The organism is Staphylococcus pseudintermedius (assembly GCF_034042775.1).
GTDB classification, from domain to species: Bacteria; Bacillota; Bacilli; order Staphylococcales; family Staphylococcaceae; genus Staphylococcus; species Staphylococcus pseudintermedius.
In genome coordinates, this window is sequence record NZ_CP120150.1 from 958,989 (window position 1) to 984,910 (window position 25,922).

Annotated in this window: 22 protein-coding genes, 26 tRNA genes, 2 rRNA genes and 1 pseudogene; all 51 read left to right on the plus strand. The window is 39.3% G+C overall.

Translation table 11 applies throughout. The features are described from left to right. Positions 1–40 precede the first annotated feature (40 nt). The 51 genes and pseudogenes from P3U61_RS04365 (at position 41) to P3U61_RS04615 (ending at position 25,883) form a co-directional block, all read left to right on the plus strand. Positions 41–117: transfer RNA gene (locus P3U61_RS04365), tRNA-Ile, on the plus strand. 22 nt (positions 118–139) lie between these two features. Next, a tRNA-Ala gene (locus P3U61_RS04370) sits at positions 140–215 on the plus strand. Positions 216–515: 300 nt separating this feature from the next. Then, positions 516–3,437 (plus strand): 23S ribosomal RNA (locus tag P3U61_RS04375). 78 nt (positions 3,438–3,515) lie between these two features. Next, a 5S ribosomal RNA gene (gene rrf, locus P3U61_RS04380) occupies positions 3,516–3,630 on the plus strand. A 12-nt stretch (positions 3,631–3,642) separates the two neighbouring features. Continuing rightward, a tRNA-Val gene (locus P3U61_RS04385) sits at positions 3,643–3,718 on the plus strand. A gap of 23 nt (positions 3,719–3,741) precedes the next feature. After that, positions 3,742–3,817: transfer RNA gene (locus tag P3U61_RS04390), tRNA-Thr, on the plus strand. Between the two features lie 4 nt (positions 3,818–3,821). Next, a tRNA-Lys gene (locus P3U61_RS04395) sits at positions 3,822–3,894 on the plus strand. Positions 3,895–3,898: 4 nt separating this feature from the next. Next, positions 3,899–3,980, plus strand: a tRNA-Leu gene (locus tag P3U61_RS04400). 3 nt (positions 3,981–3,983) lie between these two features. Then, positions 3,984–4,058: transfer RNA gene (locus P3U61_RS04405), tRNA-Gly, on the plus strand. A gap of 6 nt (positions 4,059–4,064) precedes the next feature. Continuing rightward, positions 4,065–4,153 (plus strand) — tRNA-Leu (locus P3U61_RS04410). A 17-nt stretch (positions 4,154–4,170) separates the two neighbouring features. Continuing rightward, a tRNA-Arg gene (locus P3U61_RS04415) sits at positions 4,171–4,244 on the plus strand. A 13-nt stretch (positions 4,245–4,257) separates the two neighbouring features. Further along, positions 4,258–4,331, plus strand: a tRNA-Pro gene (locus P3U61_RS04420). A gap of 22 nt (positions 4,332–4,353) precedes the next feature. Further along, positions 4,354–4,429 (plus strand) — tRNA-Ala (locus tag P3U61_RS04425). 30 nt (positions 4,430–4,459) lie between these two features. Beyond that, positions 4,460–4,533, plus strand: a tRNA-Met gene (locus P3U61_RS04430). A 25-nt stretch (positions 4,534–4,558) separates the two neighbouring features. Beyond that, positions 4,559–4,632 (plus strand) — tRNA-Ile (locus P3U61_RS04435). An 8-nt stretch (positions 4,633–4,640) separates the two neighbouring features. Continuing rightward, positions 4,641–4,733, plus strand: a tRNA-Ser gene (locus tag P3U61_RS04440). Between the two features lie 17 nt (positions 4,734–4,750). Then, positions 4,751–4,824: transfer RNA gene (locus P3U61_RS04445), tRNA-Met, on the plus strand. Positions 4,825–4,838: 14 nt separating this feature from the next. Beyond that, a tRNA-Asp gene (locus P3U61_RS04450) sits at positions 4,839–4,915 on the plus strand. Positions 4,916–4,925: 10 nt separating this feature from the next. Next, positions 4,926–4,998 (plus strand) — tRNA-Phe (locus tag P3U61_RS04455). Between the two features lie 8 nt (positions 4,999–5,006). After that, a tRNA-Thr gene (locus tag P3U61_RS04460) sits at positions 5,007–5,082 on the plus strand. A gap of 6 nt (positions 5,083–5,088) precedes the next feature. Further along, positions 5,089–5,172, plus strand: a tRNA-Tyr gene (locus tag P3U61_RS04465). A 7-nt stretch (positions 5,173–5,179) separates the two neighbouring features. Next, positions 5,180–5,253: transfer RNA gene (locus P3U61_RS04470), tRNA-Trp, on the plus strand. 2 nt (positions 5,254–5,255) lie between these two features. Next, positions 5,256–5,328, plus strand: a tRNA-His gene (locus P3U61_RS04475). Positions 5,329–5,344: 16 nt separating this feature from the next. Then, positions 5,345–5,416, plus strand: a tRNA-Gln gene (locus P3U61_RS04480). Positions 5,417–5,424: 8 nt separating this feature from the next. Beyond that, positions 5,425–5,499 (plus strand) — tRNA-Cys (locus P3U61_RS04485). Between the two features lie 14 nt (positions 5,500–5,513). Continuing rightward, positions 5,514–5,588, plus strand: a tRNA-Gly gene (locus tag P3U61_RS04490). Between the two features lie 33 nt (positions 5,589–5,621). Further along, positions 5,622–5,695 (plus strand) — tRNA-Gly (locus P3U61_RS04495). Positions 5,696–6,027: 332 nt separating this feature from the next. Then, complete coding sequence (locus P3U61_RS04500; protein ID WP_014613511.1) at positions 6,028–6,273, plus strand: hypothetical protein; 246 nt, start codon at positions 6,028–6,030, stop codon at positions 6,271–6,273. A gap of 121 nt (positions 6,274–6,394) precedes the next feature. Continuing rightward, on the plus strand, positions 6,395–6,880 hold the full coding sequence (locus tag P3U61_RS04505) for a hypothetical protein (protein WP_014613512.1): 486 nt from the start codon (positions 6,395–6,397) through the stop codon (positions 6,878–6,880). A 21-nt stretch (positions 6,881–6,901) separates the two neighbouring features. Next, a complete protein-coding gene (locus P3U61_RS04510) occupies positions 6,902–7,312 on the plus strand; it encodes a DUF1617 family protein (protein WP_014613513.1) in 411 nt (136 codons plus the stop codon). 19 nt (positions 7,313–7,331) lie between these two features. Then, positions 7,332–7,592, plus strand: a complete 261-nt coding sequence (locus tag P3U61_RS04515) for a hypothetical protein (RefSeq protein WP_014613514.1) — start codon at positions 7,332–7,334, stop codon at positions 7,590–7,592. Positions 7,593–7,658: 66 nt separating this feature from the next. Continuing rightward, positions 7,659–7,919, plus strand: a complete 261-nt coding sequence (locus tag P3U61_RS04520) for a hypothetical protein (protein WP_014613515.1) — start codon at positions 7,659–7,661, stop codon at positions 7,917–7,919. Between the two features lie 466 nt (positions 7,920–8,385). Further along, positions 8,386–8,667 (plus strand): phage holin, encoded by a 282-nt coding sequence (locus P3U61_RS04525; protein WP_037542671.1) that lies wholly within the window; start codon positions 8,386–8,388, stop codon positions 8,665–8,667. 77 nt (positions 8,668–8,744) lie between these two features. Then, entirely contained in the window at positions 8,745–9,101 is a 357-nt protein-coding gene (locus P3U61_RS04530; RefSeq protein WP_140228575.1) for a hypothetical protein, read from the plus strand. Positions 9,102–9,155: 54 nt separating this feature from the next. Continuing rightward, positions 9,156–9,686 (plus strand): phage upper tail fiber protein, encoded by a 531-nt coding sequence (locus tag P3U61_RS04535; protein WP_037542673.1) that lies wholly within the window; start codon positions 9,156–9,158, stop codon positions 9,684–9,686. An 11-nt stretch (positions 9,687–9,697) separates the two neighbouring features. Then, entirely contained in the window at positions 9,698–10,096 is a 399-nt protein-coding gene (locus P3U61_RS04540; protein ID WP_014613520.1) for a hypothetical protein, read from the plus strand. A gap of 39 nt (positions 10,097–10,135) precedes the next feature. Beyond that, positions 10,136–10,306: a hypothetical protein gene (locus tag P3U61_RS04545; protein ID WP_230493235.1), complete on the plus strand. Its 171-nt coding sequence runs from the start codon at positions 10,136–10,138 to the stop codon at positions 10,304–10,306. 559 nt (positions 10,307–10,865) lie between these two features. Further along, positions 10,866–11,789: pseudogene (locus P3U61_RS04550) on the plus strand (peptidoglycan recognition protein family protein). 97 nt (positions 11,790–11,886) lie between these two features. After that, positions 11,887–12,447: a hypothetical protein gene (locus tag P3U61_RS04555; protein WP_225550264.1), complete on the plus strand. Its 561-nt coding sequence runs from the start codon at positions 11,887–11,889 to the stop codon at positions 12,445–12,447. Positions 12,448–13,079: 632 nt separating this feature from the next. After that, positions 13,080–13,163: transfer RNA gene (locus P3U61_RS04560), tRNA-Leu, on the plus strand. Positions 13,164–13,758: 595 nt separating this feature from the next. Next, entirely contained in the window at positions 13,759–14,817 is a 1,059-nt protein-coding gene (locus tag P3U61_RS04565) for a PTS sugar transporter subunit IIC (RefSeq protein WP_015729371.1), read from the plus strand. Between the two features lie 186 nt (positions 14,818–15,003). After that, positions 15,004–16,464, plus strand: coding sequence for an ABC transporter substrate-binding protein/permease (locus tag P3U61_RS04570; RefSeq protein WP_070407784.1), 1,461 nt, complete (start codon positions 15,004–15,006; stop codon positions 16,462–16,464). Beyond that, the gene (locus tag P3U61_RS04575; RefSeq protein ID WP_015729369.1) at positions 16,457–17,182 is read left to right on the plus strand and encodes an amino acid ABC transporter ATP-binding protein; all 726 of its coding nucleotides are present in this window, start codon (positions 16,457–16,459) and stop codon (positions 17,180–17,182) included. The genes P3U61_RS04570 and P3U61_RS04575 overlap by 8 nt, the downstream gene beginning before the upstream one ends. A 155-nt stretch (positions 17,183–17,337) precedes the next feature. Continuing rightward, entirely contained in the window at positions 17,338–18,468 is a 1,131-nt protein-coding gene (queG, locus tag P3U61_RS04580) for a tRNA epoxyqueuosine(34) reductase QueG (RefSeq protein WP_020220223.1), read from the plus strand. Next, complete coding sequence (gene trmL / locus P3U61_RS04585; RefSeq protein ID WP_014613530.1) at positions 18,468–18,938, plus strand: tRNA (uridine(34)/cytosine(34)/5-carboxymethylaminomethyluridine(34)-2'-O)-methyltransferase TrmL; 471 nt, start codon at positions 18,468–18,470, stop codon at positions 18,936–18,938. The genes queG and trmL overlap by 1 nt, the downstream gene beginning before the upstream one ends. Before the next feature lie 193 nt (positions 18,939–19,131). Next, positions 19,132–19,731: a 6-phosphogluconolactonase gene (locus P3U61_RS04590; RefSeq protein WP_199569197.1), complete on the plus strand. Its 600-nt coding sequence runs from the start codon at positions 19,132–19,134 to the stop codon at positions 19,729–19,731. Between the two features lie 20 nt (positions 19,732–19,751). Further along, positions 19,752–19,913, plus strand: a complete 162-nt coding sequence (locus P3U61_RS04595) for an SAS053 family DNA gyrase inhibitor (RefSeq protein WP_180291797.1) — start codon at positions 19,752–19,754, stop codon at positions 19,911–19,913. A 120-nt stretch (positions 19,914–20,033) separates the two neighbouring features. Next, on the plus strand, positions 20,034–20,477 hold the full coding sequence (locus P3U61_RS04600; RefSeq protein ID WP_014613533.1) for a hypothetical protein: 444 nt from the start codon (positions 20,034–20,036) through the stop codon (positions 20,475–20,477). A 229-nt stretch (positions 20,478–20,706) separates the two neighbouring features. Beyond that, a complete protein-coding gene (gene fumC, locus P3U61_RS04605; protein ID WP_014613534.1) occupies positions 20,707–22,092 on the plus strand; it encodes a class II fumarate hydratase in 1,386 nt (461 codons plus the stop codon). Between the two features lie 20 nt (positions 22,093–22,112). Continuing rightward, positions 22,113–23,639, plus strand: a complete 1,527-nt coding sequence (gene ppx / locus P3U61_RS04610; protein WP_014613535.1) for an exopolyphosphatase — start codon at positions 22,113–22,115, stop codon at positions 23,637–23,639. An 81-nt stretch (positions 23,640–23,720) separates the two neighbouring features. Further along, positions 23,721–25,883, plus strand: coding sequence for an RNA degradosome polyphosphate kinase (locus P3U61_RS04615; RefSeq protein ID WP_370498991.1), 2,163 nt, complete (start codon positions 23,721–23,723; stop codon positions 25,881–25,883). Positions 25,884–25,922 lie beyond the last annotated feature (39 nt).

Genomic DNA, 25,922 nt, shown 5'->3' on the forward strand with positions numbered 1-25,922 from the left:
ACATATTGTATTCAGTTTTGAATGTTTGTATAAATGTTCGGGGCCTATAGCTCAGCTGGTTAGAGCGCACGCCTGATAAGCGTGAGGTCGGTGGTTCGAGTCCACTTAGGCCCACCATTTAAAATTCAAATTATATATTGGGGGCTTAGCTCAGCTGGGAGAGCGCCTGCTTTGCACGCAGGAGGTCAGCGGTTCGATCCCGCTAGTCTCCACCATTTATATGTTTTGTACATTGAAAACTAGATAAGTAAGTATAGATTTTACCAAGCAAAACCGAGTGACAAGCGTTTAAAAGCTTGAAACAAAAAATTATCGCTAGTCGTCAAATGACGACTCACATAATTAATAACTGGTGATTTTGGAAAAAATTGTATTTCGGTAGACGACATGATGTTTTGAAAACGTTTGTCAGTCTATGAATCACAAGCATGAGCGAAGGCGCTTACTGCGCGTAAGTAACTGAGTGAATGTGAAGTGATGAAGCCGAATGCGAACGTTTGCCAAAATATCATATAGATTAAGTTATTAAGGGCGCACGGTGGATGCCTTGGCACTAGAAGCCGATGAAGGACGTTACTAACGACGATATGCTTTGGGGAGCTGTAAGTAAGCTTTGATCCAGAGATTTCCGAATGGGGAAACCCAGCACGAGTTATGTCGTGTTATCTGCATGTGAATACATAGCATGCAAGAAGGCAGACCCGGAGAACTGAAACATCTTAGTACCCGGAGGAAGAGAAAGAAAAATCGATTCCCTGAGTAGCGGCGAGCGAAACGGGAAGAGCCCAAACCAATAAGCTTGCTTATTGGGGTTGTAGGACACTCTGTACGGAGTTACAAAAGAATTTGTTAGACGAATAACCTGGAAAGGTTAATCAGAGAAGGTAATAATCCTGTAGTCGAAAACGAATTCTCTCTTGAGTGGATCCTGAGTACGACGGAGCACGTGAAATTCCGTCGGAATCTGGGAGGACCATCTCCTAAGGCTAAATACTCTCTAGTGACCGATAGTGAACCAGTACCGTGAGGGAAAGGTGAAAAGTACCCCGGAAGGGGAGTGAAAGAGAACTTGAAACCGTGTGCTTACAAGTAGTCAGAGCCCGTTAATGGGTGATGGCGTGCCTTTTGTAGAATGAACCGGCGAGTTACGATCTGATGCAAGGTTAAGCAGAAAATGTGGAGCCGTAGCGAAAGCGAGTCTGAATAGGGCGAATGAGTATTTGGTCGTAGACCCGAAACCAGGTGATCTACCCTTGGTCAGGTTGAAGTTCAGGTAACACTGAATGGAGGACCGAACCGACTTACGTTGAAAAGTGAGCGGATGAACTGAGGGTAGCGGAGAAATTCCAATCGAACTTGGAGATAGCTGGTTCTCTCCGAAATAGCTTTAGGGCTAGCCTCAAGTGATGATTATTGGAGGTAGAGCACTGTTTGGACGAGGGGCCCCTCTCGGGTTACCGAATTCAGACAAACTCCGAATGCCAAATAATTTAACTTGGGAGTCAGAATGTGGGTGATAAGGTCCATATTCGAAAGGGAAACAGCCCAGACCACCAGCTAAGGTCCCAAAATATATGTTAAGTGGAAAAGGATGTGGCGTTGCCCAGACAACTAGGATGTTGGCTTAGAAGCAGCCATCATTTAAAGAGTGCGTAATAGCTCACTAGTCGAGTGACACTGCGCCGAAAATGTACCGGGGCTAAACATATTACCGAAGCTGTGGATTGTCCTTTGGACAATGGTAGGAGAGCGTTCTAAGGGCGTTGAAGCATGATCGCAAGGACATGTGGAGCGCTTAGAAGTGAGAATGCCGGTGTGAGTAGCGAAAGACGGGTGAGAATCCCGTCCACCGATTGACTAAGGTTTCCAGAGGAAGGCTCGTCCGCTCTGGGTTAGTCGGGTCCTAAGCTGAGGCCGACAGGCGTAGGCGATGGATAACAGGTTGATATTCCTGTACCACCATTATTCGTTTTAAGCGATGGGGGGACGCAGTAGGATAGGCGAAGCGTGCTGTTGGAGTGCACGTCCAAGCAGTGAGATTGAGTGTTAGGCAAATCCGGCACTCTTAAGATTGAGCTGTGATGGGGAGAGGAACTTGTTCCTCGAGTCGTTGATTTCACACTGCCGAGAAAAGCCTCTAGCTAGAATAACGGTGCCCGTACCGCAAACCGACACAGGTAGTCAAGATGAGAATTCTAAGGTGAGCGAGCGAACTCTCGTTAAGGAACTCGGCAAAATGACCCCGTAACTTCGGGAGAAGGGGTGCTCTTTGAGGTTCACGCTTCGAAGAGCCGCAGTGAATAGGCCCAAGCGACTGTTTATCAAAAACACAGGTCTCTGCTAAACCGTAAGGTGACGTATAGGGGCTGACGCCTGCCCGGTGCTGGAAGGTTAAGAGGAGTGGTTAGCGCAAGCGAAGCTACGAATCGAAGCCCCAGTAAACGGCGGCCGTAACTATAACGGTCCTAAGGTAGCGAAATTCCTTGTCGGGTAAGTTCCGACCCGCACGAAAGGCGTAACGATTTGGGCACTGTCTCAACGAGAGACTCGGTGAAATCATAGTACCGGTGAAGATGCCGGTTACCCGCGACAGGACGGAAAGACCCCGTGGAGCTTTACTGTAGCCTGATATTGAAATTCGGTACAGTTTGTACAGGATAGGTAGGAGCCTTAGAAGCGTGAGCGCTAGCTTACGTGGAGGCATTGGTGGGATACTACCCTAATTGTATTGGATTTCTAACCCGCAGCACTTATCGTGCTGGGAGACAGTGTCAGGCGGGCAGTTTGACTGGGGCGGTCGCCTCCTAAAGAGTAACGGAGGCGCTCAAAGGTTCCCTCAGAATGGTTGGAAATCATTCATAGAGTGTAAAGGCATAAGGGAGCTTGACTGCGAGACCTACAAGTCGAGCAGGGTCGAAAGACGGACTTAGTGATCCGGTGGTTCCGCATGGAAGGGCCATCGCTCAACGGATAAAAGCTACCCCGGGGATAACAGGCTTATCTCCCCCAAGAGTTCACATCGACGGGGAGGTTTGGCACCTCGATGTCGGCTCATCGCATCCTGGGGCTGTAGTCGGTCCCAAGGGTTGGGCTGTTCGCCCATTAAAGCGGTACGCGAGCTGGGTTCAGAACGTCGTGAGACAGTTCGGTCCCTATCCGTCGTGGGCGTAGGAAATTTGAGAGGAGCTGTCCTTAGTACGAGAGGACCGGGATGGACATACCTCTGGTGTACCAGTTGTCGTGCCAACGGCATAGCTGGGTAGCTATGTATGGACGGGATAAGTGCTGAAAGCATCTAAGCATGAAGCCCCCCTCGAGATGAGATTTCCCAACTTCGGTTATAAGATCCCTCAAAGATGATGAGGTGAATAGGTTCGAGGTGGAAGCGTAGTGATACGTGGAGCTGACGAATACTAATCGATCGAAGACTTAATCAATATAATTGTTCATAAGGTAATGCTTGTGATAAATATACTTACTATCTAGTTTTGAATGTATGACATTCAAAAACTTAATCTGGTGCCAATGGCAAAGAGGTCACACCTGTTCCCATGCCGAACACAGAAGTTAAGCTCTTTAGCGCCGATGGTAGTCGGACTTACGTTCCGCGAGAGTAGGACGGTGCCAGGTTATTACATAATTGGAGAATTAGCTCAGCTGGGAGAGCATCTGCCTTACAAGCAGAGGGTCGGCGGTTCGATCCCGTCATTCTCCACCATTTTTAAAAAATAAATATGAGTAGCCGGCCTAGCTCAATTGGTAGAGCAACTGACTTGTAATCAGTAGGTTGGGGGTTCAAGTCCTCTGGCCGGCACCATGATGAGCCATTAGCTCAGTTGGTAGAGCATCTGACTTTTAATCAGAGGGTCAGAGGTTCGAATCCTCTATGGCTCACTTTGCGGGTGTGGCGGAATTGGCAGACGCACTAGACTTAGGATCTAGCGCCTTACGGCGTGGGGGTTCGACTCCCTTCACCCGCATATGCAGAAGTAGTTCAGCGGTAGAATACAACCTTGCCAAGGTTGGGGTCGCGGGTTCGAATCCCGTCTTCTGCTCCATTATTTGCCGGGGTGGCGGAACTGGCAGACGCACAGGACTTAAAATCCTGCGGTGAGAGATCACCGTACCGGTTCGATTCCGGTCCTCGGCACCATTGTTTCTGTTTCATATGCGCCCGTAGCTCAATTGGATAGAGCGTTTGACTACGGATCAAAAGGTTATGGGTTCGACTCCTATCGGGCGCGCTACATTACCTTACGGGAAGTAGCTCAGCTTGGTAGAGCACTTGGTTTGGGACCAAGGGGTCGCAGGTTCAAATCCTGTCTTCCCGATAGCTTTTAAAATTATTTATATGGGGGCTTAGCTCAGCTGGGAGAGCGCCTGCTTTGCACGCAGGAGGTCAGCGGTTCGATCCCGCTAGTCTCCACCATTTAAATTTAATACTAATACAACTACATAAGGCGGCGTAGCTCAGCTGGCTAGAGCGTACGGTTCATACCCGTGAGGTCGGGGGTTCGATCCCCTCCGCCGCCACTAATTTTAGTTGAAAATATTATTAGGACCTTTAGCTCAGTTGGTTAGAGCTAACGGCTCATAACCGTTCGGTCGCAGGTTCGAGTCCTGCAAGGTCCATATAATTCGGAGGAATACCCAAGTCTGGCTGAAGGGATCGGTCTTGAAAACCGACAGGGGCTTAACGGCTCGCGGGGGTTCGAATCCCTCTTCCTCCGCCATTATTATTTTTTATTACCGCGGGATGGAGCAGTTCGGTAGCTCGTCGGGCTCATAACCCGAAGGTCGGTGGTTCAAATCCGCCTCCCGCAATATTATTTATAAGTGGTCCCGTAGTGGAGCGGTTTAACACGCCTGCCTGTCACGCAGGAGATCGCGGGTTCGATTCCCGTCGGGACCGCCATTATTAAAATGGTTCAGTAGCTCAGTCGGTAGAGCAAAGGACTGAAAATCCTTGTGTCGGCGGTTCGATTCCGTCCTGAACCACTTTTTTTGCCGGCCTAGCTCAATTGGTAGAGCAACTGACTTGTAATCAGTAGGTTGGGGGTTCAAGTCCTCTGGCCGGCACCATGTCTTGGAGGGGTAGCGAAGTGGCTAAACGCGGCGGACTGTAAATCCGCTCCTTCGGGTTCGGCAGTTCGAATCTGCCCCCCTCCACCATATCAATAGGGGCATAGTTCAACGGTAGAATAGAGGTCTCCAAAACCTTTGATGTGGGTTCGATTCCTACTGCCCCTGCCATGGCGGTTGTGGCGAAGTGGTTAACGCATCGGATTGTGGTTCCGACATTCGTGGGTTCGATTCCCATCAACCGCCCTTTATTTAAAATTAATGGGCTATAGCCAAGCGGTAAGGCAACGGACTTTGACTCCGTCACTCGCTGGTTCGAATCCAGCTAGCCCAGTTACTTTTGGCGGCATAGCCAAGTGGTAAGGCCGAGGTCTGCAAAACCTCTATTCACCGGTTCAAATCCGGTTGCCGCCTCCATTGATATGAAACATGCGGGAGTAGTTCAATTTTTAGAACACTTTCCTTCCCGGAAAGAGGTATAGGTGTAAGTCCTATCTTCCGCTCCAAATCATTTTAAATTCAAGTTAATCACTCATGATGCGGGAGTAGTTCAATTCTAGAACACTTTCCTTCCCGGAAAGAGGTATAGGTGCAAGTCCTATCTTCCGCTCCATTTTTCCAATGACATATTGGATTTTTTTGTATTATGCCGGTGTGGCGGAATTGGCAGACGCGCGGGACTCAAAAGTAAATGGTAGGTTTCACGATATCTCATGAAATTTATTTTCGTATATTATACGCATACATATTCATAAATTTTTACGAAGGCAAACCGTTGAATCACACGTAGGATGTGGATTTAGACGGATTTTTTATTGCCTAAAATTTCGACTGTGTTGTGATTACAATCGCACATATTTCGAAAGCCTTTCGCGGGATTCTCGTAAAGGTACTATATTTCGAAGAACAACGAAAACGTCTCTAAGAAAAGTAGGCGTATTTTTTATGTCGGAAATTAGACGAGGTTCCATTTCGGCCAAGTTTGCCGCAGAGTTACGTAAGGAAGTGGCGAATGATTTTGGCGGAGGTCAAACTGATTCACTCGATTATTATTTCGAAAAGTTTATGCGACATCAGGTGACTAAAGATTTATCGAAACATACGATTAAATATTATAATGAGCGTTATTCTATCTATCGTAAATGGAGGGTAGATAACGATGAAGATTTAACGTTAGATGTAATCAACTAATGGTGCTGTTAAATAGAATTTAAACGGTAACTCACTCGATTTTTACGGGAGTTCACATATCGACTTCCACACATCCTCGAATATACTTAAATATAAAAATAAAGATGGGGTAGGTTTTTTAATGTTTACGAATACAGAAGGAACTACAAGTCCGGCAGTAGTGTTGGGAGCTAATAGAAGTGGTTCAGTCGATCCTAAACGTGGAGATTTTGCGGGAATAGTAGCGCACTCTTATGCAAATCCGTATAGTTCTACAGGAATATATTCAGATAAAGTTTATTTCGATAGTCATGGAGGTGAGCCTAATACAGGTGGTTGGACGCTTGAAAATTATCGTAAAAGTGGTAAAATGCGAGCCTTTTTCGGTAATAACTCTGTCGAATATAGTTATGAATTAGGGCAAGCTAATGCGCAGTTCTATTCAGTTTGGACGCAAGGTTTGAATGATAAGTTTAAACTCGTGACATATAGAAGTGGGAATGCAGGTCTTACTAGTTGGAATGGTCGTTACGGTATAGTGATATCAAATCATAGTGTGGAGCTGTTATATAACAACGCTGTCTATGATGTAGGAAATATACTTCAAGATAGTACTTGGAAAGTTTAATATGAATAAGGAGGAAGATTAGTGAAGTTAACATTAAAAAATGTCGAAATAAATAAAGTTAGTACGTTTATGTATAAGTTAGAACTAAAAGCGAAACAAAGTAGGTCAAGAACGAAATTTATGCGATTGCTAGACGAAAAGCAGGAGGAATATAAAGAAGGTAACGATGAATTGTTAAGTATGTACGCAGTTAAAGACGAGGCAGGGCAGCCTAAGATTGTAGACAATCAATATGAATTCGAAAATGGTAACTTAGAAAAATATATCGATGAGCGTGCGGAATTAGATAACGAAGAAGTTATTATCAATCTCGAAGATTACCCGAAAGTGTTCGAAACTCTATTTGAAGTTTTAGATGAGTTAGATATTCAATTGAAAGAAGAGGACGCTGTTACTTACGATAGATTGTGCGAAGTATTCCGCGTTGAATAAATATAAGGGGTGGTAATTTATGGCAAAAGAGATTCAAGGTAAGTCGACAAGCTATATTCTAGTTCAAGTGGATAGTGAAAGTAATGAGAAAGCGTTGATGCGTGACTCTTATTCTGGGACGTATTACGCTACGGAGGAACTAGCATTTGCTAAATCGATTAAGAGTGTGGCATCAGCGAAGAAGGTAGAATCGGCGTTAGAAATACTTCACGAAGATGAAGACGGAGAAAGCTCAATAACGTTTAAAGTTATGCAAGTAGATGTTGAAAGAAAGCGGTAGAAGAGTAGTTATAAAGCAGTGAAAATGCGCAAATAACAACAAGAAAATAAAAGGCGGTAGAGAAACGTGATACGTGGATTGATAGAAAAAGTAGAAGACGTAGCGTTACGTGCCATCATCGCTTATATCGAAACACAAATAGATTCGCATGATCAACGCATTGCGAAGTTGGAAGATAATACGAAGTTGTCAGATGAACAATTGTCGAAAGTAATAGCGCAGATAGAATCAGATTCTGAAACTTGGAAATTGATTAAGAAGACGTTTATTACTACGATTGTTGGCGGTATAAGTGGTTACATTTTAATCCGTCTTGGAATGAAGTAGGAGGTTAAGAATGATTAGGAAACCGGCGGCGATAGAAATCGTCATATTCTTTTACGCATTGTATGTAACATTTACACTTGCGTTAGAGCCATCGTTATTTAGTAAGATTGACAACGATGTTTACAAAGGTTACGTTAACCTTCTCGGTAGTCAATCATCGCTTTTGCATATATCTTTAAGCGTAGCAATATTTTATCTAATCGGATTTTTTACGAAGAGACCGATACTAAAATTGGCGGTTAATACTATCGGATTCTTTTATTTCGGTATAGTGACGAGTAGCTTTCTGCTCAACTATCCGAATTTGGGTTAGGGATAATGGTGCTTGTGTTGGCTTTAATATTCCGTAATTTGATGCGTATTATAGATGAAGATGAACGTAGAAAAGTTGCGAAAATAAAGAATCAAATTGTAGCAGAATTAGACGAACAGAAGTGAAAATAAAACGAACAAAGGGAAAATACAAATGAATAAATTTAAAACAAACTTCGGTGTTAGAACGAGAAATCCACACTTTTGGGCGCAAATGGTTGCGTCTATTTTTATGCCAATTTTGGTGTACTACGGTGTTACTGCGAAGCAAATTGCGTCATGGGGAACGTTGTTTAAATTAGTTACAGACGCTGTAAGTAATCCATATGTATTTGCAACAATTGGCGTATCAGCATACAATGTATACGCAGATAATACGACACCAGGATTCGGAGATAGTGTGCGAGCATTAAGCTATAAGAAACCGAAAGCATAAGATAAATTAGTCGCTCAAATGGGCGTCTTTTTTATTTGTATTTTATTCGTATTTTGCATTGAATTATCGAGGAAGAGGTGGACTATTTGCAGACAATCGTATTAAACGTCTTGAATTTAGGAGACGGAAACAGGATCAAGCAAGGCGATAAATCTGTGATGAGATATCAATTGATTGATGAAAATGACGAACTATCTATCGTAGGAAAAGTAGAGGTAGTTTATTTGTATAAAAGTTCGAAAATTATTTATAAAAAAGAAACAACGGTAGAAAATATCGATGACAAGGACGTAGTAATCGTAAAAATAGACGATATACTTCCTCGCGGTACTTATATGTTAGAAATAGTCGTAGATGATAAGTATGTATTCCCGTCGGATGAAAGCGAAAAGATTGAGGTTACTAAATCGATTTTAGGGCGTACATTCGAATAAGTAGTGAATAAATCTGTATATGATGAGCTAATCAAGTTCGAAATAGAGAAGGGTTTGCTCGAAGCGTTACGTGGGCGTGATGGACGTTCATTAGAAGTTATTGGTGCGGACTTAGATAAAGAAGGTAATATAATCATTAAATTTAGCGATAATTCGTACGTAACTATACCGAGAGGACAGCGTGGAGAAGGTGGAGAAGCAAGCGCGAAAGGCGAGGCAGGTCAGTCGATAACTATCTTAAGTCAACGTGTAGAAGACGGAAATATATTGGTTAAGTTCTCGGATGAGACTACGCTAACTATTCCGAAAGGGCAAGACGGTAGAGATGGTGTGAACGGAACAAATGGTCTAAGTGCGTATGAGCTTGCGAAGAACAGTGGGTTCACTGGAACTATCGAAGAATGGTTGAAATTGCTAAAAGGCGAAGATGATGCTAAAGGCGAACGTGGCGAACAAGGTATTCAAGGTAAGGCGGGTCGTGACGGACAAAAAGGCGATATTATTAATTTATGGGCAGGTACAAATGACGAGTATGATGCGTTGTCTTCTATTAGCAGCACTACGTTGTACCTAATTACGTATTGAGGTGACGATATATGGCGAAAGTAATTTTAGGTAATCGTAAGATAACTGTACAACCTAGTCGTTTTGATATCGTAATCAACCGTAGCTTAGGTAGAGTATTGGGTAATCATACGTACTCATCGCTAACAATTAACGATGTCAGCTACGATATCGAAAGTATGGTTGTAAGTGATACGTCAATTACTGTGTTGTTATCGAATGATCAATACAACTTATCAGGCGTAGTAACTGCGAAGGTAGTATTTTTTAGAGACGATAGTAAAACTGAATGGCGCGTCGTTGTAGATGTTTTACCTTCATTAGTACGCAGTGCAACCGCAGAATACGACAGCAATCTACTTCCTACGCAATCATACGTTAAGAGGCGAGGATTAAATGGCACAATAGTTAACCGTAGAGAAGTAGAATAAAAGGACGAAGTACCTACAGGTATAACACGAAACGAACGAGTGGAAACTGAAAAATATCCGCTCAATGATTTATTAGTTATCGGTACGAAGAAATCCGGTAAAGTGCAAGACGATATGAATTTATTGATTACGAAAGAAGTGTTCTACGGCGAAACAGATATTGTAGCAATATACGCAGGAAAACGATTGGTGAGAATCAACCGTATATAAACCATTTTGAGTCGGTGTAATGCCGGTTTTTTATTTTGCAGAAAATCTGTAGTAAGGAGAACGATTTATGCCGATAGGTTACGAAACAAAAGCTAGTGAAGCATTGCGGTGGGCTAAACGACAAAGAGGCATAATGCATGATGGCGACGGAATATGGCCGGGACAATGCGCTGACTGGATAATTATATTCGGTAAAAAGTATTTCGATTGGCATTTCGAAGGACATGCGAAGGATATTATCAGTCAAAAGAATAGAAGGAAAGCGCCCAAAGGAAGGAAGTTTATTCGTAATAAAGAAACCTTCGTAGTACAGCCGTTAGATATATGCGTTTGGGTCAAAGGTAAGTGCGGACATGTGGCTCTTGGAGTCGAAGGTAATTTAGATTTGTTTAAGTCGCTAGATCAGAATTGGGCGACACATGGGAACGGTAGTCCAGTCGAAGAAGTAATTCATAACTACGATGATTTAGAATTCTGGGGCGTAATTAGGCTTCCGTTTATTGACGACCTAGATATCGAAAAAGATTCATACGTAAAAACAACAAAGGGGAATGGTAAAATGGTGAAGAAATATATTGGAGATTGGAACGGAGTACCAACGTATACAGAGTTTTTGAAAATCGGAACTAGACGTACAGGACAACGATTAGATAGTGGTCATCCGAAGTTCTTAGTTTTTCACGATACAGGTAATAGAAATAGTACAGCGCAACAAAATGTAAATTACTACAACAATACGTATAATCAACCGTGGGCTACGACTGTGTCAGCGCATGTGTTTGTAGATGACAAAGAGTGTATCAATTGCGTACCGTTAGACGAAAAAGCATGACATGTGTTGTACTATGCTTCTACGGATAACTTATGGTATGGCGATGACACTAACGATATTGCAGTAGGTGTAGAGGCGTGTTACTTTAGCGATAAAGAGCGTTCAAGAAAGTCGTTCGATAATGCGTGTAAAATTGCAGTGTTTATCTGCAAAGAATACGGAATTAATCCACGCAACCAAATGCCGGGTCATTATCAAATACAAGCTGATAAGATTGTTCCAAAGAGCGTATTGGAAGCGTGTGGATATTCGAAAGATATGTCGGTAGTAGATAAGTATGTACTGAAATATCTCGATGGTGTAGCGAAAGAGTCTAAACCTAAAGAATCGAAACCAGCACCTAAACCTACGTCAAAAGCTACGCAGAAGATTCCAGTCAAGAAACAACCTAAAACGGCTAAAAGAATTAAACCGTGGTCTGAAAAAGCACACTATAGCGGTAAGATTAAATACAATGCATCATTACGTGAGCGTTCCGGAGATAGCTTCAATAACTATTCATTCGGACATGAGAAGGGAATTTTAGGGAAGGGAGAAACGGTTTATATCTTCGAAGAAATTCAAGATGAGCAAGGAAATATTTGGTGTCGTATGTATACGCCGGCAAATAAAAGTTGGGTTCATAAGCATACGATAGCAGTTTCTAAATAGTGTAAATTAATTTTTTTGTATTCTAAAGTGCTTACAATTATATTACATATATGTTACATTGAAAACGCAAACATTTAATACTTAGGAGGAATTATTTATGAAAAGTAAGAATCTGAAGTTTTTAGGTGTAGCAGTTTTATCTGGAGGTTTAGTTCTAAGTCCGTTGGGTGTAGGAGACAGCGTCGTAAACGCATCAAGTGAAAACAAGACTACACAAGCGCAAGCAGGAGACGAGCAGGTAAATGAAGAAATGGCAAATATTATTTACTCTAATTTAGCTAAAAGTAAAGATGGCGATTTAGTTATATCAGATGAGGGTAAATTAAAAAAAGATTTGAATTCATCAAATTTAGGAGTGAGTGTTAAAGACGTTCAGACTTATGTGCAAAACTATAATGCCACAATAAAAGGCGAAAATGGTAAAAAAGCACAAAAACAACTAAAAACTTATAATTCAGAAGTTGAAAAACATATGAAAAATCAGGTGAGTAATGATAAATTCAGATCTAAATGCTCAACTGCAATCAGTGTATCAGGTTTACTACACACTGGGGCGACTACAGCAGCAATGACCGCTCTAGGTGTTAGTGGTCCAGTTGGTTGGGGCGTAGGTTTCGGAATGGCAGCGTTATACACTGCTGGTAGCACACTTTGTTGATAAAGACCATGAGGTGATTAGAAATGAAAAATACAATTGAACAGTATTATTTCACTATAATATATTTTACTATATTATTAATTTTCTCAATATCAATAACAGATATGTTTACAAATAGAGTGTTGATATATTTAATATTGAGCATCGTAATAATACTTTCTACCCTTGTAGTTGAGTCGAAAATTAACCAATCTCATAATCTTCAAGAAAAAGCAAAAATCATGTTATTTTCAATGGTGCCAATCAATTTAATTGTTATCACTATATTTTGGATATTCGTATTTTAGTTTGATAAATAAATATCGCCCACTTAGTCGTTGAAATAGACGGTTAGGTGGGTTATTTTTTTGCGTAAATTATACGAATACATATTTGATACATATTCTATATTTTTTCGTAGGCAAATCGATTGTGATACCGATTAAATGTTACATTATAAATTACAAATTACTATAATTGTTACGACTTGTTTTAAAAACTTATTACGAATGTTAATACGCTTGTTGACTTTTAAGTCACATTGAATTAATCTGTTTATAGATGTTTTCGAGGATTTTTCAAAATCCCGCGAAGCTCAAACGAGTTTTGCGCGTATGAAAGTTTAGGAAAATGTATAAAATCAATAATAGTGGGCCGGTGTGGCGGAATTGGCAGACGCGCGGGACTCAAAATCCCGTGTCTTCACAGACGTGTCGGTTCGACCCCGACCACCGGTACTAATAACCATAATTACACACCAAAGCACATCAGAAACCCTGTTATTACGGGGTTTCTTTTTATTTATACACCATAGAATATCAAAATTTTGGTCACACATTGGACACGATTGCTACATTGTATGTCCAATGTGTCCAAGTATTATAGCGCATTTAATAGCTCAAATTAACTGGCACGAAAATGGCACGATAACGCCTTGGTGTGCGGCACGTGAAACATCTTTGCACGTTATTCTTAATAAATGTTCTTAAGCGCATGTTTGAGCCTGATTTTTTTATGTATTCTATCATTGAGTCACATCGATAAATTGACCATGTTTTTCTAACCGTGATTGTTATACGACAAAAAGCATTGATTATTTCACTATTTTAGCCTTTGTGTAATCAAAGTTTAAAGAAAATGGTCATTGCAATTTTCACTATCTCTCTCATGCAAAGATAGTTGATCTTTTTCCAATTTTCTACTAAAATCCACCTAATATTCATAACACTTTAAAGCATTGATGAATATTTTAAGAAATTTTCAGAATACTGTTGTACCATAAGTTCACTTATATTATGATTAATCTATTCTGATAAGCGGAGGGTTGCGTAGATGGCGACAAATCAAATTAACAGCAAGCAATTTTTTAGCGTCATTTTAAATGCGGTAGGGGCAGGTGTGGTAATTGCGTTACTTCCTAATGCCTTTCTAGGTGAATTGTTGAAGTTTTTTAAAGACGGTCAACCCATTCTTGAAATGATCTATCAAGTTGTTTTGGTTATCCAATCATTTATGGCATTTATTATTGGGGCACTTGCTGCACATGCCTTTAAATTTCCAGGTCCAGGGGTAACATTTGTAGGGACTTCTGCGATGATTGGTTCAGGAGCGTTACAGTTTAAGAATGGTGCGTTTGTGTTACATGGCATTGGGGATATCATTAATGTCATGCTCATTGTGATGATTGCGTGTCTCATGTTTATTTTATTGTCTGGCAAATTAGGATCATTAGAAATTATCGTGTTACCCGCGTTAATTCCTGTGACTGCGGGAATGATTGGACTCATGACATTACCTTATGTGAGTAAAGTAACACAATCATTAGGACATTTAATTCACACGTTTACTGAACTTAATCCATTAATTATGAGTCTTTTAATTGCGATTACATATGCCTTATTGATGGTGACACCGATTTCACTTGTAGCGATAGCAACGGCAATATCTTTAACAGGTTTGGGAAGTGGTGCCGGTAATATGGGTGTTGTAGCGGCGTGTGTTACATTTATAATGGGATCGATAAAGGTCAATAAACTAGGAGTGAATATCGTACTTTTATTTGGTGCGGCTAAAATGATGATTCCTGTTTATTTCAAACATCCTATTATTAGCATCCCGTTAATCATCAATGGTTTCGTGGCAGGTCTGATTGCATACTTTGTGGGCATACAAGGTACACCGATGTCAGCAGGTTTTGGCTATTCAGGGCTCGTTGGACCGATTAATGCGTTCAACCGTTTAGAAGGAGATCCGATGATGAATATTTTCTTATTATTGATTGCCTATTTCGTGATTCCTTTTACAGTAGGATGGTTTGTACATCAATTGAGTAAAAAAGTATTGCCAGGTTATCGAGATGAAATTTATCATTTTGAAGTACTGAAAGATTAAATGTGAGCCGTCATATATGAATTTGAAATGAATCATAGCATAATGAATAAAACATCAATCAACGATACAAAGTTGATTGATGTTTTTTTGTTGTTTAGAAGGTTAATGAAAAATTTTGAAAATTATTATTGCATAAACTTACATATAAATGTATAATAATCAATATTATCGGGAGGAGGCAGTGTAATGAAGTATTTGGGGAAACTGATGACAATGATGTTAATCGTCGTATTTAGTATTTCGGGAATTCCTGCGAAGTATGATGCCCAAGCTGCAAGTGAGGATCAGTGGGATGTCATTAAAGATCGTGGAGAATTGAGAGTGGGACTATCTGCAGACTATGCGCCAATGGAATTTGAAAGAACAGTGAATGGTGAACGAGAATATGCAGGTATCGATATTGAATTAGCCAAAAAAATTGCGAAAGATAATGGTGTTAAATTAAAAATCGTCAATATGCAGTTTGATAGTTTACTTGGTGCATTAAAAACTGGAAAAATCGACATGATTATTTCTGGGATGACACCAACAGCTGAACGTAAAAAAGAAGTGGATTTTTCCGATAACTATATGACAGTTGATCAAAAAGTCGTTGTTCGTAAAAAGGATAAAGATAAATATAAAACGTTGAAAGATTTAGCGCATCATCGTATTGGGGCGCAAAAACAAACGACGCAAGAAGAATTAGCGCAAAAGGAAATTGAAGGTGCAGATGTACAATCGTTAACACGTTTGCCTGAAGTCATTTTATCTCTCAAAAGTAACAAAGTAGATGCGATTGTGATGGATAGTGCTGTAGGTAAGGCGTATTTAGAACAGAATGAGGAATTAACGTTCTCAGATGCATCGTTTGCAGATTCAAAAAAACAGACTGCAATTGCGATTCCGAAAGATTCACCTAAGTTATTAAAACGAGTAAATCAATCTATTGCAGACGTCAATGATCACAATTTGCTTGCTAAATATGAAAAAATTGCTGCTGATGCAATGCAAGATGATGGTAGCTTTTTAACAAAATATGGGGCGTTTTTCTTAACAGGTATTAAAAGCACAATTGCCATTTCATTAATCGGAGTTGTATTAGGCGCAGTGTTTGGTTCCATGTTTGCGTTGATGAAAATTAGTACAATTCGCCCGTTAAAATGGTTTGCTTCAGCGTATATCGAGTTTTTACGTGGCACACCGTTACTCGTACAAGTCTTTTTAGTATTCTTTGGTACAACAGCAGTATTAGGTTTAGACATTTCAGCATTTATTTGTGGGGCCATCGCGTTAGTGATTAACTGCTCGGCTTACATTGCAGAAATTATTCGTGCAGGAATTAATGCCGTAGATAAAGGTCAAATGGAGGCAGCACGTAGTTTAGGTTTAAGCTACAGTCAAACGATGAAGTCAGTTATTATGCCGCAAGCGATTAAAAAGATATTGCCTGCATTAGGGAATGAGTTTGTGACAGTGATTAAAGAATCTTCTATCGTTTCTGTAATTGGTGTGAGTGAAATTATGTTCAATGCACAAGTTGTACAAGGTGCATCATTTGATCCATTCACGCCATTGTTAATTGCCGCTGTATTGTACTTTATTTTAACATTCACGCTGTCACGTTTAATGAGCTTTTTAGAAGGGAGAATGAGTATCAGTGATTAAAATTTCAAAGTTAAATAAATCGTATGGTCAAAATGAAGTGTTAACAGGTATTGATTTAGAAATTGCACAAGGTGAAGTGGTCGCGATCATTGGTCCTTCTGGAAGCGGGAAAAGTACATTACTGAGATGTATGAATTTATTAGAAGTTCCTACATCAGGGCAAGTCATTTTTGAAGGTCGTGATTTGACTGATAAGGGCACTAAAGTAGATGAATTACGTCAAAAAATGGGCATGGTATTTCAAAACTTCAATTTATTTCCACATAAAAAGGTGATTGATAATATTATGCTAGCGCCACAATTATTGAAAAAAGGGGATGCACAACAATTAAAAACACGTGCATTGGACTTATTATCAAAAGTAGGTTTAGCAGATAAAGCAGAAGCTTATCCGAATCAATTATCAGGTGGACAAAAGCAAAGGGTTGCGATTGCGCGTGCGTTGGCGATGGATCCTGACGTGTTGTTATTTGACGAACCTACATCCGCATTAGATCCTGAGGTGGTTGGCGAAGTATTAGCAGTTATGAAATCACTCGCTAATGAAGGGATGACCATGGTTGTCGTGACGCATGAAATGGATTTTGCGAAAAATGTGAGTGATCGTGTTGTATTTATGGCAGATGGTGTGGTGGTAGAAGATGGACCACCACATGAAATTTTTGAAAATCCGCAACATGAACGTACACAAAATTTCTTGAAACGTGTGTTAAACTAAATATCAATGAAAGGGCTAGGAATTTATTGATTCCGGCTCTTTTTTAGTTGATGCTTCAAATGATGTAAATGAGATTCCAAGCTTCTATGGAATAATTCAACGCAATGACAGTCAGATATGTTAAAATAGTATGGTGATTTTAAAGAGGTGACATGATGGATGTACGGGGATTGAAAGAAGAGATAATCGCATATGCGCATACAATAGGTATCAATAGTATTGGTTTTACCACTGCAGATCCTTTTGATGAATTGAAACAAAAACTTGTCGATTATCATGCAAAAGGCTATGCATCAGGTTTTGAGCCGTCTGATATTGCTTTACGTACAGAGCCGAAATTATCATTACCGACTGCACGTTCAATTATTGCGATTGCTGTTGGATACCCGAATAAATTAAAAGGTGCGCCTAAAAGTGTTCGAGGTGATCGTCGAGGTGTGTTTGCACGCGCATCATGGGGACAAGATTACCATTCGATTATGCGGCGACGTTTAGATGATTTGGCTGCTTTTATACAACGTAAAGTGCCTGATGTAGAGCTCATGTCAATGGTGGATACGGGCGTGCTATCTGACCGTGCAGTTGCAGAACGTGCGGGGCTTGGATTTGTAGGACGTAATGGTTTCGTCATTAATCCTGACCTAGGGACGTGGTCGTATTTAGGAGAAATGTTAGTGAGTATTCCATTTCCACCAGATGATCCACTCCTTGATAGTTGTGGAGATTGTACGATTTGTGTTGATCGTTGTCCTACGGGCGCGCTCGTTGGTAATGGGCAATTGAACAGCCAAAAATGTATTAGCTTTTTAACGCAAACGAAAGGCTATTTACCGGATGAATATCGTTATAAAATCGGTAATCGTCTGTACGGTTGTGATACGTGTCAACAAGTTTGTCCGAAAAATCGAGGTATTAATACGGAACAAGACGATATACATCTAGAGCCAGAAATTTTAAAACCACGATTAGTTCCATTACTGAAAATGAATAATAAGACGTTTAAAAATCAATTTGGCCATCTTGCTGGTGCGTGGAGAGGTAAAAAGCCGATTCAACGGAATGCGATTCTTGCACTGGCACACTTTAAAGAAGAAACGGCAATTCCCGATTTAAAAGATGTGGCTGAAACAGATCCGAGACCTATGATTCGTGCGACAGCCTTTTGGGCAATCGGTCAAATTTTAGGTGAGGCCGCTAAAGATTATGTGATCTCACATTATGATAATGAACTTGAAGAAGTCCAAGTCGAGATGATTAAAGGATTAGAAATGAGGAGAGATGAATAATGCCAATTCATGTAGTTTTATATCAACCAGAAATTCCTGCGAATACAGGGAATATTGCACGGACATGTGCAGCGACTGACACACATTTACATTTAATTCGTCCACTAGGTTTTAGTACTGACGATAAAATGTTGCGACGTGCCGGCTTAGATTATTGGAAATATGTATCGATTACTTATTACGACAATATTGAATCATTTTTTGAACAAACAGAGGGTCAATATTTTTTACTGACAAAGTTTGGGTCTAAAAATCATACGTCCCAAGATTTTTCGGATGTTGATCAAAATTATTACTTTATTTTTGGTAAAGAAACAACTGGATTACCAGACTGGGTGAAGGATAAGTATGATAATACAGCGTTACGCATTCCAATGAACGAAAATGTACGTGCACTGAATTTATCTAATACTGCAGCAATTCTAGTTTATGAGGCGTTAAGACAACAAAATTATCCAAATCTACAATAGATAGGGATGAATTTCATAGCATGGTTCATAGTTTGAGGTTGGGACAAGAACAAATGTGTAAAAAAAGGTTATAATAACGATAACGGAGACCCTTCCGAATGTTCCTCATTTTTTAATGTTTTAATTGATGTTTAAAATGGGTATGTAATTATTAATGTAAAAGACGAGTAGGACAATAGAGGAGTGTACGATAATGGCAATGAATTTTAAAGTATTTAAAGATGCAGAAACAGCAGCAACTTTCACAGCAGATATCTTAAGAAAACAGTTAAATAACAATCCGACATCGATTGTAGGTCTTCATTTAAATCAAGAAGAAGCACCTGTATTAGATGCATTAAAAAAAGATGTCGATCGTCATAGCGTTGATTTCAGTCAAATTCATGTATTGGATTATGACGCGCAACAATCATATTATCAAGCATTAGGTGTCCCAGAAAAACAAATTCATCACGTACCAGAAGATGAAAAAGTGGAATCATTTATTAAACATCACGCAAAAACAAAAGATAATAAAGGTAAATTGACGTTACAAGTCGTGACAATCGATACAAAAGGTCAAATCGGTATACCTATGAATGACGCATTGTTACAAGCGCGTGAAATTATTGTTGTCGTGACAGGTGCAGTGAAAGCAGAACAAGTGAAGAAATTATACGAAGAAAACGGTAATACGACATTTATTCCGTCAGCATTAAAATCACATCGTATGGTAACTGTTGTCCTTGATGAAGCAGCTGCACAAGGTTTACCTGAAGATGTGCGCAATTACTTTACTTCATTGTACGCATAAGAGAAGAGGTGAAGGGCATAATGAAAGACGAACAAAAGCATTATGATAATGAAATGGTTGATAGTTTTGATGATGTTGTGGAGCTCGGTAAAGAAATGGAACAAATTTCTGAAGCGAACGATGAAGAGAAACTCAATCAAGCACATGATTCCAAAGTGCGTTCTGATAAAAATACAAAATAAAAATTAATGAGAAGACTGGTTTACCATGGAGATGGTCCAGTCTTTTTATTTTCTTTCGTGTACCTCGAGATAAATGTGATAAAATGGGAGCATGTTAAAAAATGATGAAAGGTGACATACATGAAGTTACATCAGAAATGGGTTACATTAATTATAATTTCAACAATCATCAACTTATTATCGATTAAAGCCTTTCCATTGGCGTTAGGGACGTTATATTTACCGGTATTATTTAAAATTGTACAACTTCAACTAAACTTATCCAATGGGTTAGTCGATGATGCACAATCACACGTTCAAACTTTTGTGAAAACGAATCAAAAAGGCATCGTTATTAGTGTTATTTGTTGTATCGCGATAACTGTCGCGTTGACGATTTATTTAGATGATTTTTACAATCAGTTCAGTGGCATTTTAGGTGTATTCATTCAAATCAGTCCGGTCATGATGGTAATAGGCCTAGTTTTGTATATTTTGGCAGCTATTGCAGTCGTTCAAGCTGTGAAACACAAATTTATGCATACTGAAGCGGTAAAAGTTAAAGAAACAACTTCAAATGAATAAATGATGGATTGCTTTCATTGAATTATCACTTTGTAGAGGCGATGGATGTGATGTTTCAATATGCTACTTTCACGTATTGTTGAAATAAGGTCGGGAAATTAAATTTTCTCGGCCTTTTTTATTTGGAGAAAAAACGCAATTGCACGCCAATGTTCATTGAATGGCGATTTCGTTTAATGCTATAATTTAAGTGACAAGAATATTGAAAAATCAAAGGGGAGCGAGAGATATGTCAGTAAGAATTGAACATGATACATTTGGTCAAATTGAGGTGCCTGCAGATAAATATTGGGGCGCTCAAACACAAAGAAGTAAACAAAATTTTCCAGTCGGTAAAGAAAAAATGCCGATTGAGGTGGTTTATGGTTTCGCACAATTAAAACGTGCAGCTGCATTGGCAAATAATGAATTAGGAAAGCTAAGCGATGCGAAAAAAGATGCGATTGTATATGCTTGTGATCGTATTTTAGCAGGCGAATTAGATGAACATTTTCCATTAGTTGTGTGGCAAACAGGAAGCGGTACACAAAGTAATATGAATGTGAATGAAGTTGTGAGCTATGTGGCCAATGAATACTTAAAAGAAAAGGGGAGTGACGAAACAATCCACCCGAACGATGATGTCAACAAGTCACAAAGTTCTAATGACACATTCCCGACAGCAATGCACGTTGCACTGTATCATGAAGTGGAAAAACGTTTAGAACCTGCTTTGAAAGGCTTGCGTGAAACGTTCTATAAAAAAGAAAATGAGTTTAAAGACATCATTAAAATTGGACGTACACACCTTCAAGATGCGACACCGATTACATTAGGCCAAGAAATTAGTGGTTGGCGCTATATGCTAGACGTGTGTGAAAACTTATTGGCAGAATCTAAAAAGCATATTTTAAACTTAGCTATTGGTGGCACAGCAGTCGGTACTGGCATTAATGCACACCCTGAATTTGGTACAAAAGTTGCAGGATACATTGCGGAAAATACAGGTTATCCATTTGTATCATCTGAAAATAAATTCCATGCGTTAACTGCACATGACGAAGTGGTTCAATTACATGGTTCACTCAAAGCGCTTGCGGGTGACTTAATGAAGATTGCGAATGATGTAAGATGGTTAGCGTCAGGCCCTCGTGCAGGTTTAGCTGAGATTTCTATTCCTGAAAACGAGCCAGGTTCATCGATTATGCCAGGTAAAGTGAACCCAACACAATGTGAAATGTTAACAATGGTGGCTGTACAAGTCATGGGTAACGATACGGTAGTAGGGTTCTCAAGCGCTCAAGGGAATTTCGAATTAAACGTCTTTAAGCCTGTTATTTTGCATAATACGTTACAATCTATTTATTTATTAGCAGACGGTATGGAGACATTCAATCAAAACTGCGCAGTAGGTATTGAACCTATTCCTGAAAACATTGATAACTATTTGAACCGTTCATTGATGTTAGTGACTGCACTGAATCCACATATTGGTTACGAAAAAGCAGCAGCCATTGCGAAAAAAGCACATAAAGAAGGAATAACTTTAAAAGAATCTGCAATTCAGTCAGGCTATGTGACAGAAGAACAATTTGAGGAATGGATTAAGCCAGAAAACATGGTCCACCCGAAATAGTATGGAGGCAAGTTTTAAACATGGAACGTAACGGTTTAATAGATATTGGGTCAAACACAATCCGCTTAGTGATTTTTCGATACGATCCGAAAACAGGATTAAATGAAATTCAAAACATTAAAACACCGGCACGATTAAGTCAATATTTAGATGCTGAACAGAATATGACGCAAGAAGGGATCGATGTTTTAACCACAGCACTCAGAAGTTTTAAAAAGGTAGCGACAGATTTTGAAGTAGAACATTTGTATCCGATTGCGACAGCAGCGATGCGTCAATCTAAAAACCAAAAAGAAATTTTAAAACATATTCAACAAGAACTCGACCTTGAAATTATTATGATTCCTGAAGAAGATGAAGCTTTTTATGGCTCTTATGCAGTCACGCACACGACAAGTATTCGGAATGGCATCACTGTCGATATCGGTGGGGGCTCTACAGAGTTAACACTATTTAAAGAAAAAAAGATTAAAGAAGCCATCAGTTTTCCGTTCGGTGTTGTCACTTTAACACGGATGTTCTTTGAAGGAAAAGAGCATAATGATAAAGATGCGATTAAGAAAATGGAAAAGTTTTTGAAAAGTGAATTTGGCAAAGTGTCATGGATACAAAATCAGCATATTAATTTAGTCGGTATCGGTGGTTCTGCGCGTAACTGTGCGCGTATTCATCAGTCTTTACATCAGTATCCTATCGCGGGTGTCCATGGCTATACGATGGAACAAAGTGATTTAAAAGAAGTATTTCAAATGCTTAAAAAATCTTCACGTGACACGTTAACGACTTTAGATGGATTGAGTCGTGATCGTGTAGACATCATTTTACCTGCCGTATCGGTATTTAATGTGTTATTCGATATGATTGATGCGACAGCGTTCACTTTCTCAAGAAAAGGGATACGTGAAGGTTTCATTATGAATCAAATTGCTAAAAAGTATCCAAAAGAATTTAATAAAACCAATGTTCTGCAAGATGCGTTACGTCATTTAGCCAATGAGTATAAAATCGAGGAAAGTGGCGCCAATCAACGTGTGAAACTAGCCGAATCGCTCTTAGAACAGTTGACGAAAGAGAAAAAGCTTAAAATTGATGAAGATTTAAAGCAAGTTTTTCTTGAAGCGGCGTATATTTATTATTTAGGTCGATTTATTGATTCCGATTCGAGTTCACAACATACGTATTACATTATCGCAAATTCAGGGATTAACGGCTTATCACATAAAGAGCGTGTGCGATTGGCATTACTCGCAAGCTTTAAAAATAAAACGTTACTCAAATTGTATAGTGAAGAGACAAATTGGTTTTCTGATGATGAACTATCAGACATTCAAGCATTAGGGGGCATTATTAAGTTTGTAAACGCATTAAATATCTCTAATACGAACAGTGTCCAAGACGTGAAATTACAGTCAACAAAAGAAGGTTACGACTTGTTTGTCAATGATCAAGGTGAATCGATTGCCGAATCTTATCAATCTAATCGACAAAAGAAACATATCGAAAAAGTACTTAAAACAAAGGTTAATATTATTTTTACAAATGCTTAAATTATAGCCCATTCATTTTATGTTACGCTAAATAGGGACTTGCGCTATGTTTTGTAAAATATTAATGGGGTGACAATGAAAGTGACTATTGAAAAAGGAAGTTTGGACCTGAACCATCCAGATTATTATAACAATCGTGAAGTCAGCTGGTTAGACTTCAATTATAGAGTATTGCAAGAAGCCTGTGACGACCAAAACCCATTACTCGAGCAACTTAAGTTTATTGCGATTGGGAGCGCAAATTTAGATGAATTTTTTATGGTGCGTGTGGCAGGATTAAAAGACCAAGTCAAAATGGGATTTAATAAGCCTGAGAATAAAGCGCAATTAACGCCGCAACAACAGTTAAAGGCAATTGAACAGAAAAATCGTCAAAACGTTGCCTTTCAATACCAACGTTTCAATACTTTAGTTGAAACTTTGAAAACATATGATGTGTATTTATGCAAACCGGATGTTTTAAATGAAGATATGCGGAAGCAACTTGAACAAATCTTCTTAAATGATATTTTGCCGACATTAACACCGTTGGGCATTGATGCATATCGACCATTTCCAAAACTAAACAATAAAACATTAAATATTTTTGTCGATATTGATACTGGTGATGAAATTAATTCAGCAATCGTTCAAATCCCCACACTATTAAATCGTTTTATTACAATTAATGAAGGCAATCGTCAATATATTATTTTAATCGAGGATATGATTTCTTTTTTCATGGGTTATCTTTTCAAAGGATATGAAATTCTGAATACGTATACATTTAGAATTACAAGAAATGCCGATTTAACGATTCATGAAGATGGTGCCGAAGATTTGTTGATTGAAATTGAACGCTTTTTAAAAGAGCGTAAAAGTGGTGCAGCGGTGAGGTTAGAAATTGATCATCGTGAACAACAAGAGATGCAAATAGATTGGTTGATTGATACGTTAGAATTAGAACCTCAAGATGTGTATTATACGAATGGCCCACTTGATTTAACGATGGTATTTGAATTGGTGGATCATTTATCACATAAATTAAAGGACTTGAAATACGAGCGCTATACACCACAAGTGCCGCAATCTTTAGGCAATGACAATGTGTATGATTTGGCGTTGAAACGTGATATTTTCTTCCATCATCCGTATGAATCCTTTGATCCGATTGTTGACTTTATAACGGAAGCATCTGAGGACCCCGACACATTGGCAATTAAACAAACGTTATACCGTGTCAGCAGTGATTCACCGATTATTGAAGCACTTAAAAATGCTGCTGAAAATGGTAAACAAGTCACGGTATTAGTGGAATTAAAAGCGCGTTTCGATGAGGAAAATAATGTGCATTGGGCAAAAATGTTGGAAGAAGCGGGTTGTCACGTCATGTATGGTATGACGCATTTGAAAACCCACAGTAAAATTACATTGGTCGTCAAACGTGTCAATGGTAAACTCGTTCCTTTTGTGCATTTAGGTACAGGAAATTACAACGATAAAACGGCCAAATTGTATACAGATATGGGAATTATTACAACAAATCGAGAAATTGGAGAAGATGCGATGAATTTCTTCAATTATTTGAGTGGTTATTCCATGAAGCCGGATTATCAACAGTTAATCGTGGCACCATACGAAATACGTGACTTATTTATTGAACGTATTGATGAAGAAATCGAAAGCCATCGTCAACACGGAAACGGTAAAATGATGATGAAAATGAATTCATTGACGGATAAAGCATTAATTAAAAAATTGTATGAAGCGTCACAAGCAGGTGTACAAGTGAAATTAATTATTCGTGGGATTTGTTGTTTGAAACCGGGCATTCCTGGTATTAGCGATAATATTGAAGTCGTGAGTATCGTCGGACGTTTGTTAGAACATTCACGTATTTATTACTTCTATAACAATGGCAAAGAGAAAATATATCTATCTTCTGCAGATATGATGACGCGAAATATGATAAAACGTGTTGAAATTTTATTCCCAATTTTGGATAAACGCATTGCGAGACGATTGGTAGATTTTATGCACTTACAACTTTCTGACAATCAAAAAGGTCGTTATCAAGATGCTTCGGGTGTGTATCATTACGTTAAAAATGAGTTAGCACCGATCAACTCACAAGAATATTTAATGCGTGAAGCACAAGAATATGGGTTAGCATTGTCCAAGCAAAATATGATTGAGACAGGACAACCCGTACGCGCAAAAAGGAATTGGATGGACCGTGTGAAAGGGCATCTGAAGCGTAAATAATGAAGCGTATAAAAAAGGGGGGCTTGGACATGGTGTTGT

What these genes read in the sequence shown, in the direction of transcription:
- P3U61_RS04570 (WP_070407784.1), top strand. Translation starts at nt 15,004, where the DNA reads ATGAAGTATTTGGGGAAACTGATGACAATGATGTTAATCGTCGTATTT.
- fumC (WP_014613534.1), top strand. Translation starts at nt 20,707, where the DNA reads ATGTCAGTAAGAATTGAACATGATACATTTGGTCAAATTGAGGTGCCT.
- P3U61_RS04595 (WP_180291797.1), top strand. Translation starts at nt 19,752, where the DNA reads ATGAAAGACGAACAAAAGCATTATGATAATGAAATGGTTGATAGTTTT.
- ppx (WP_014613535.1), top strand. Translation starts at nt 22,113, where the DNA reads ATGGAACGTAACGGTTTAATAGATATTGGGTCAAACACAATCCGCTTA.
- P3U61_RS04555 (WP_225550264.1), top strand. Translation starts at nt 11,887, where the DNA reads ATGAAAAGTAAGAATCTGAAGTTTTTAGGTGTAGCAGTTTTATCTGGA.
- P3U61_RS04515 (WP_014613514.1), top strand. Translation starts at nt 7,332, where the DNA reads ATGGCAAAAGAGATTCAAGGTAAGTCGACAAGCTATATTCTAGTTCAA.
- P3U61_RS04500 (WP_014613511.1), top strand. Translation starts at nt 6,028, where the DNA reads ATGTCGGAAATTAGACGAGGTTCCATTTCGGCCAAGTTTGCCGCAGAG.
- P3U61_RS04590 (WP_199569197.1), top strand. Translation starts at nt 19,132, where the DNA reads ATGGCAATGAATTTTAAAGTATTTAAAGATGCAGAAACAGCAGCAACT.
- queG (WP_020220223.1), top strand. Translation starts at nt 17,338, where the DNA reads ATGGATGTACGGGGATTGAAAGAAGAGATAATCGCATATGCGCATACA.
- P3U61_RS04565 (WP_015729371.1), top strand. Translation starts at nt 13,759, where the DNA reads ATGGCGACAAATCAAATTAACAGCAAGCAATTTTTTAGCGTCATTTTA.
- P3U61_RS04505 (WP_014613512.1), top strand. Translation starts at nt 6,395, where the DNA reads ATGTTTACGAATACAGAAGGAACTACAAGTCCGGCAGTAGTGTTGGGA.
- P3U61_RS04540 (WP_014613520.1), top strand. Translation starts at nt 9,698, where the DNA reads ATGGCGAAAGTAATTTTAGGTAATCGTAAGATAACTGTACAACCTAGT.
- trmL (WP_014613530.1), top strand. Translation starts at nt 18,468, where the DNA reads ATGCCAATTCATGTAGTTTTATATCAACCAGAAATTCCTGCGAATACA.
- P3U61_RS04525 (WP_037542671.1), top strand. Translation starts at nt 8,386, where the DNA reads ATGAATAAATTTAAAACAAACTTCGGTGTTAGAACGAGAAATCCACAC.
- P3U61_RS04600 (WP_014613533.1), top strand. Translation starts at nt 20,034, where the DNA reads ATGAAGTTACATCAGAAATGGGTTACATTAATTATAATTTCAACAATC.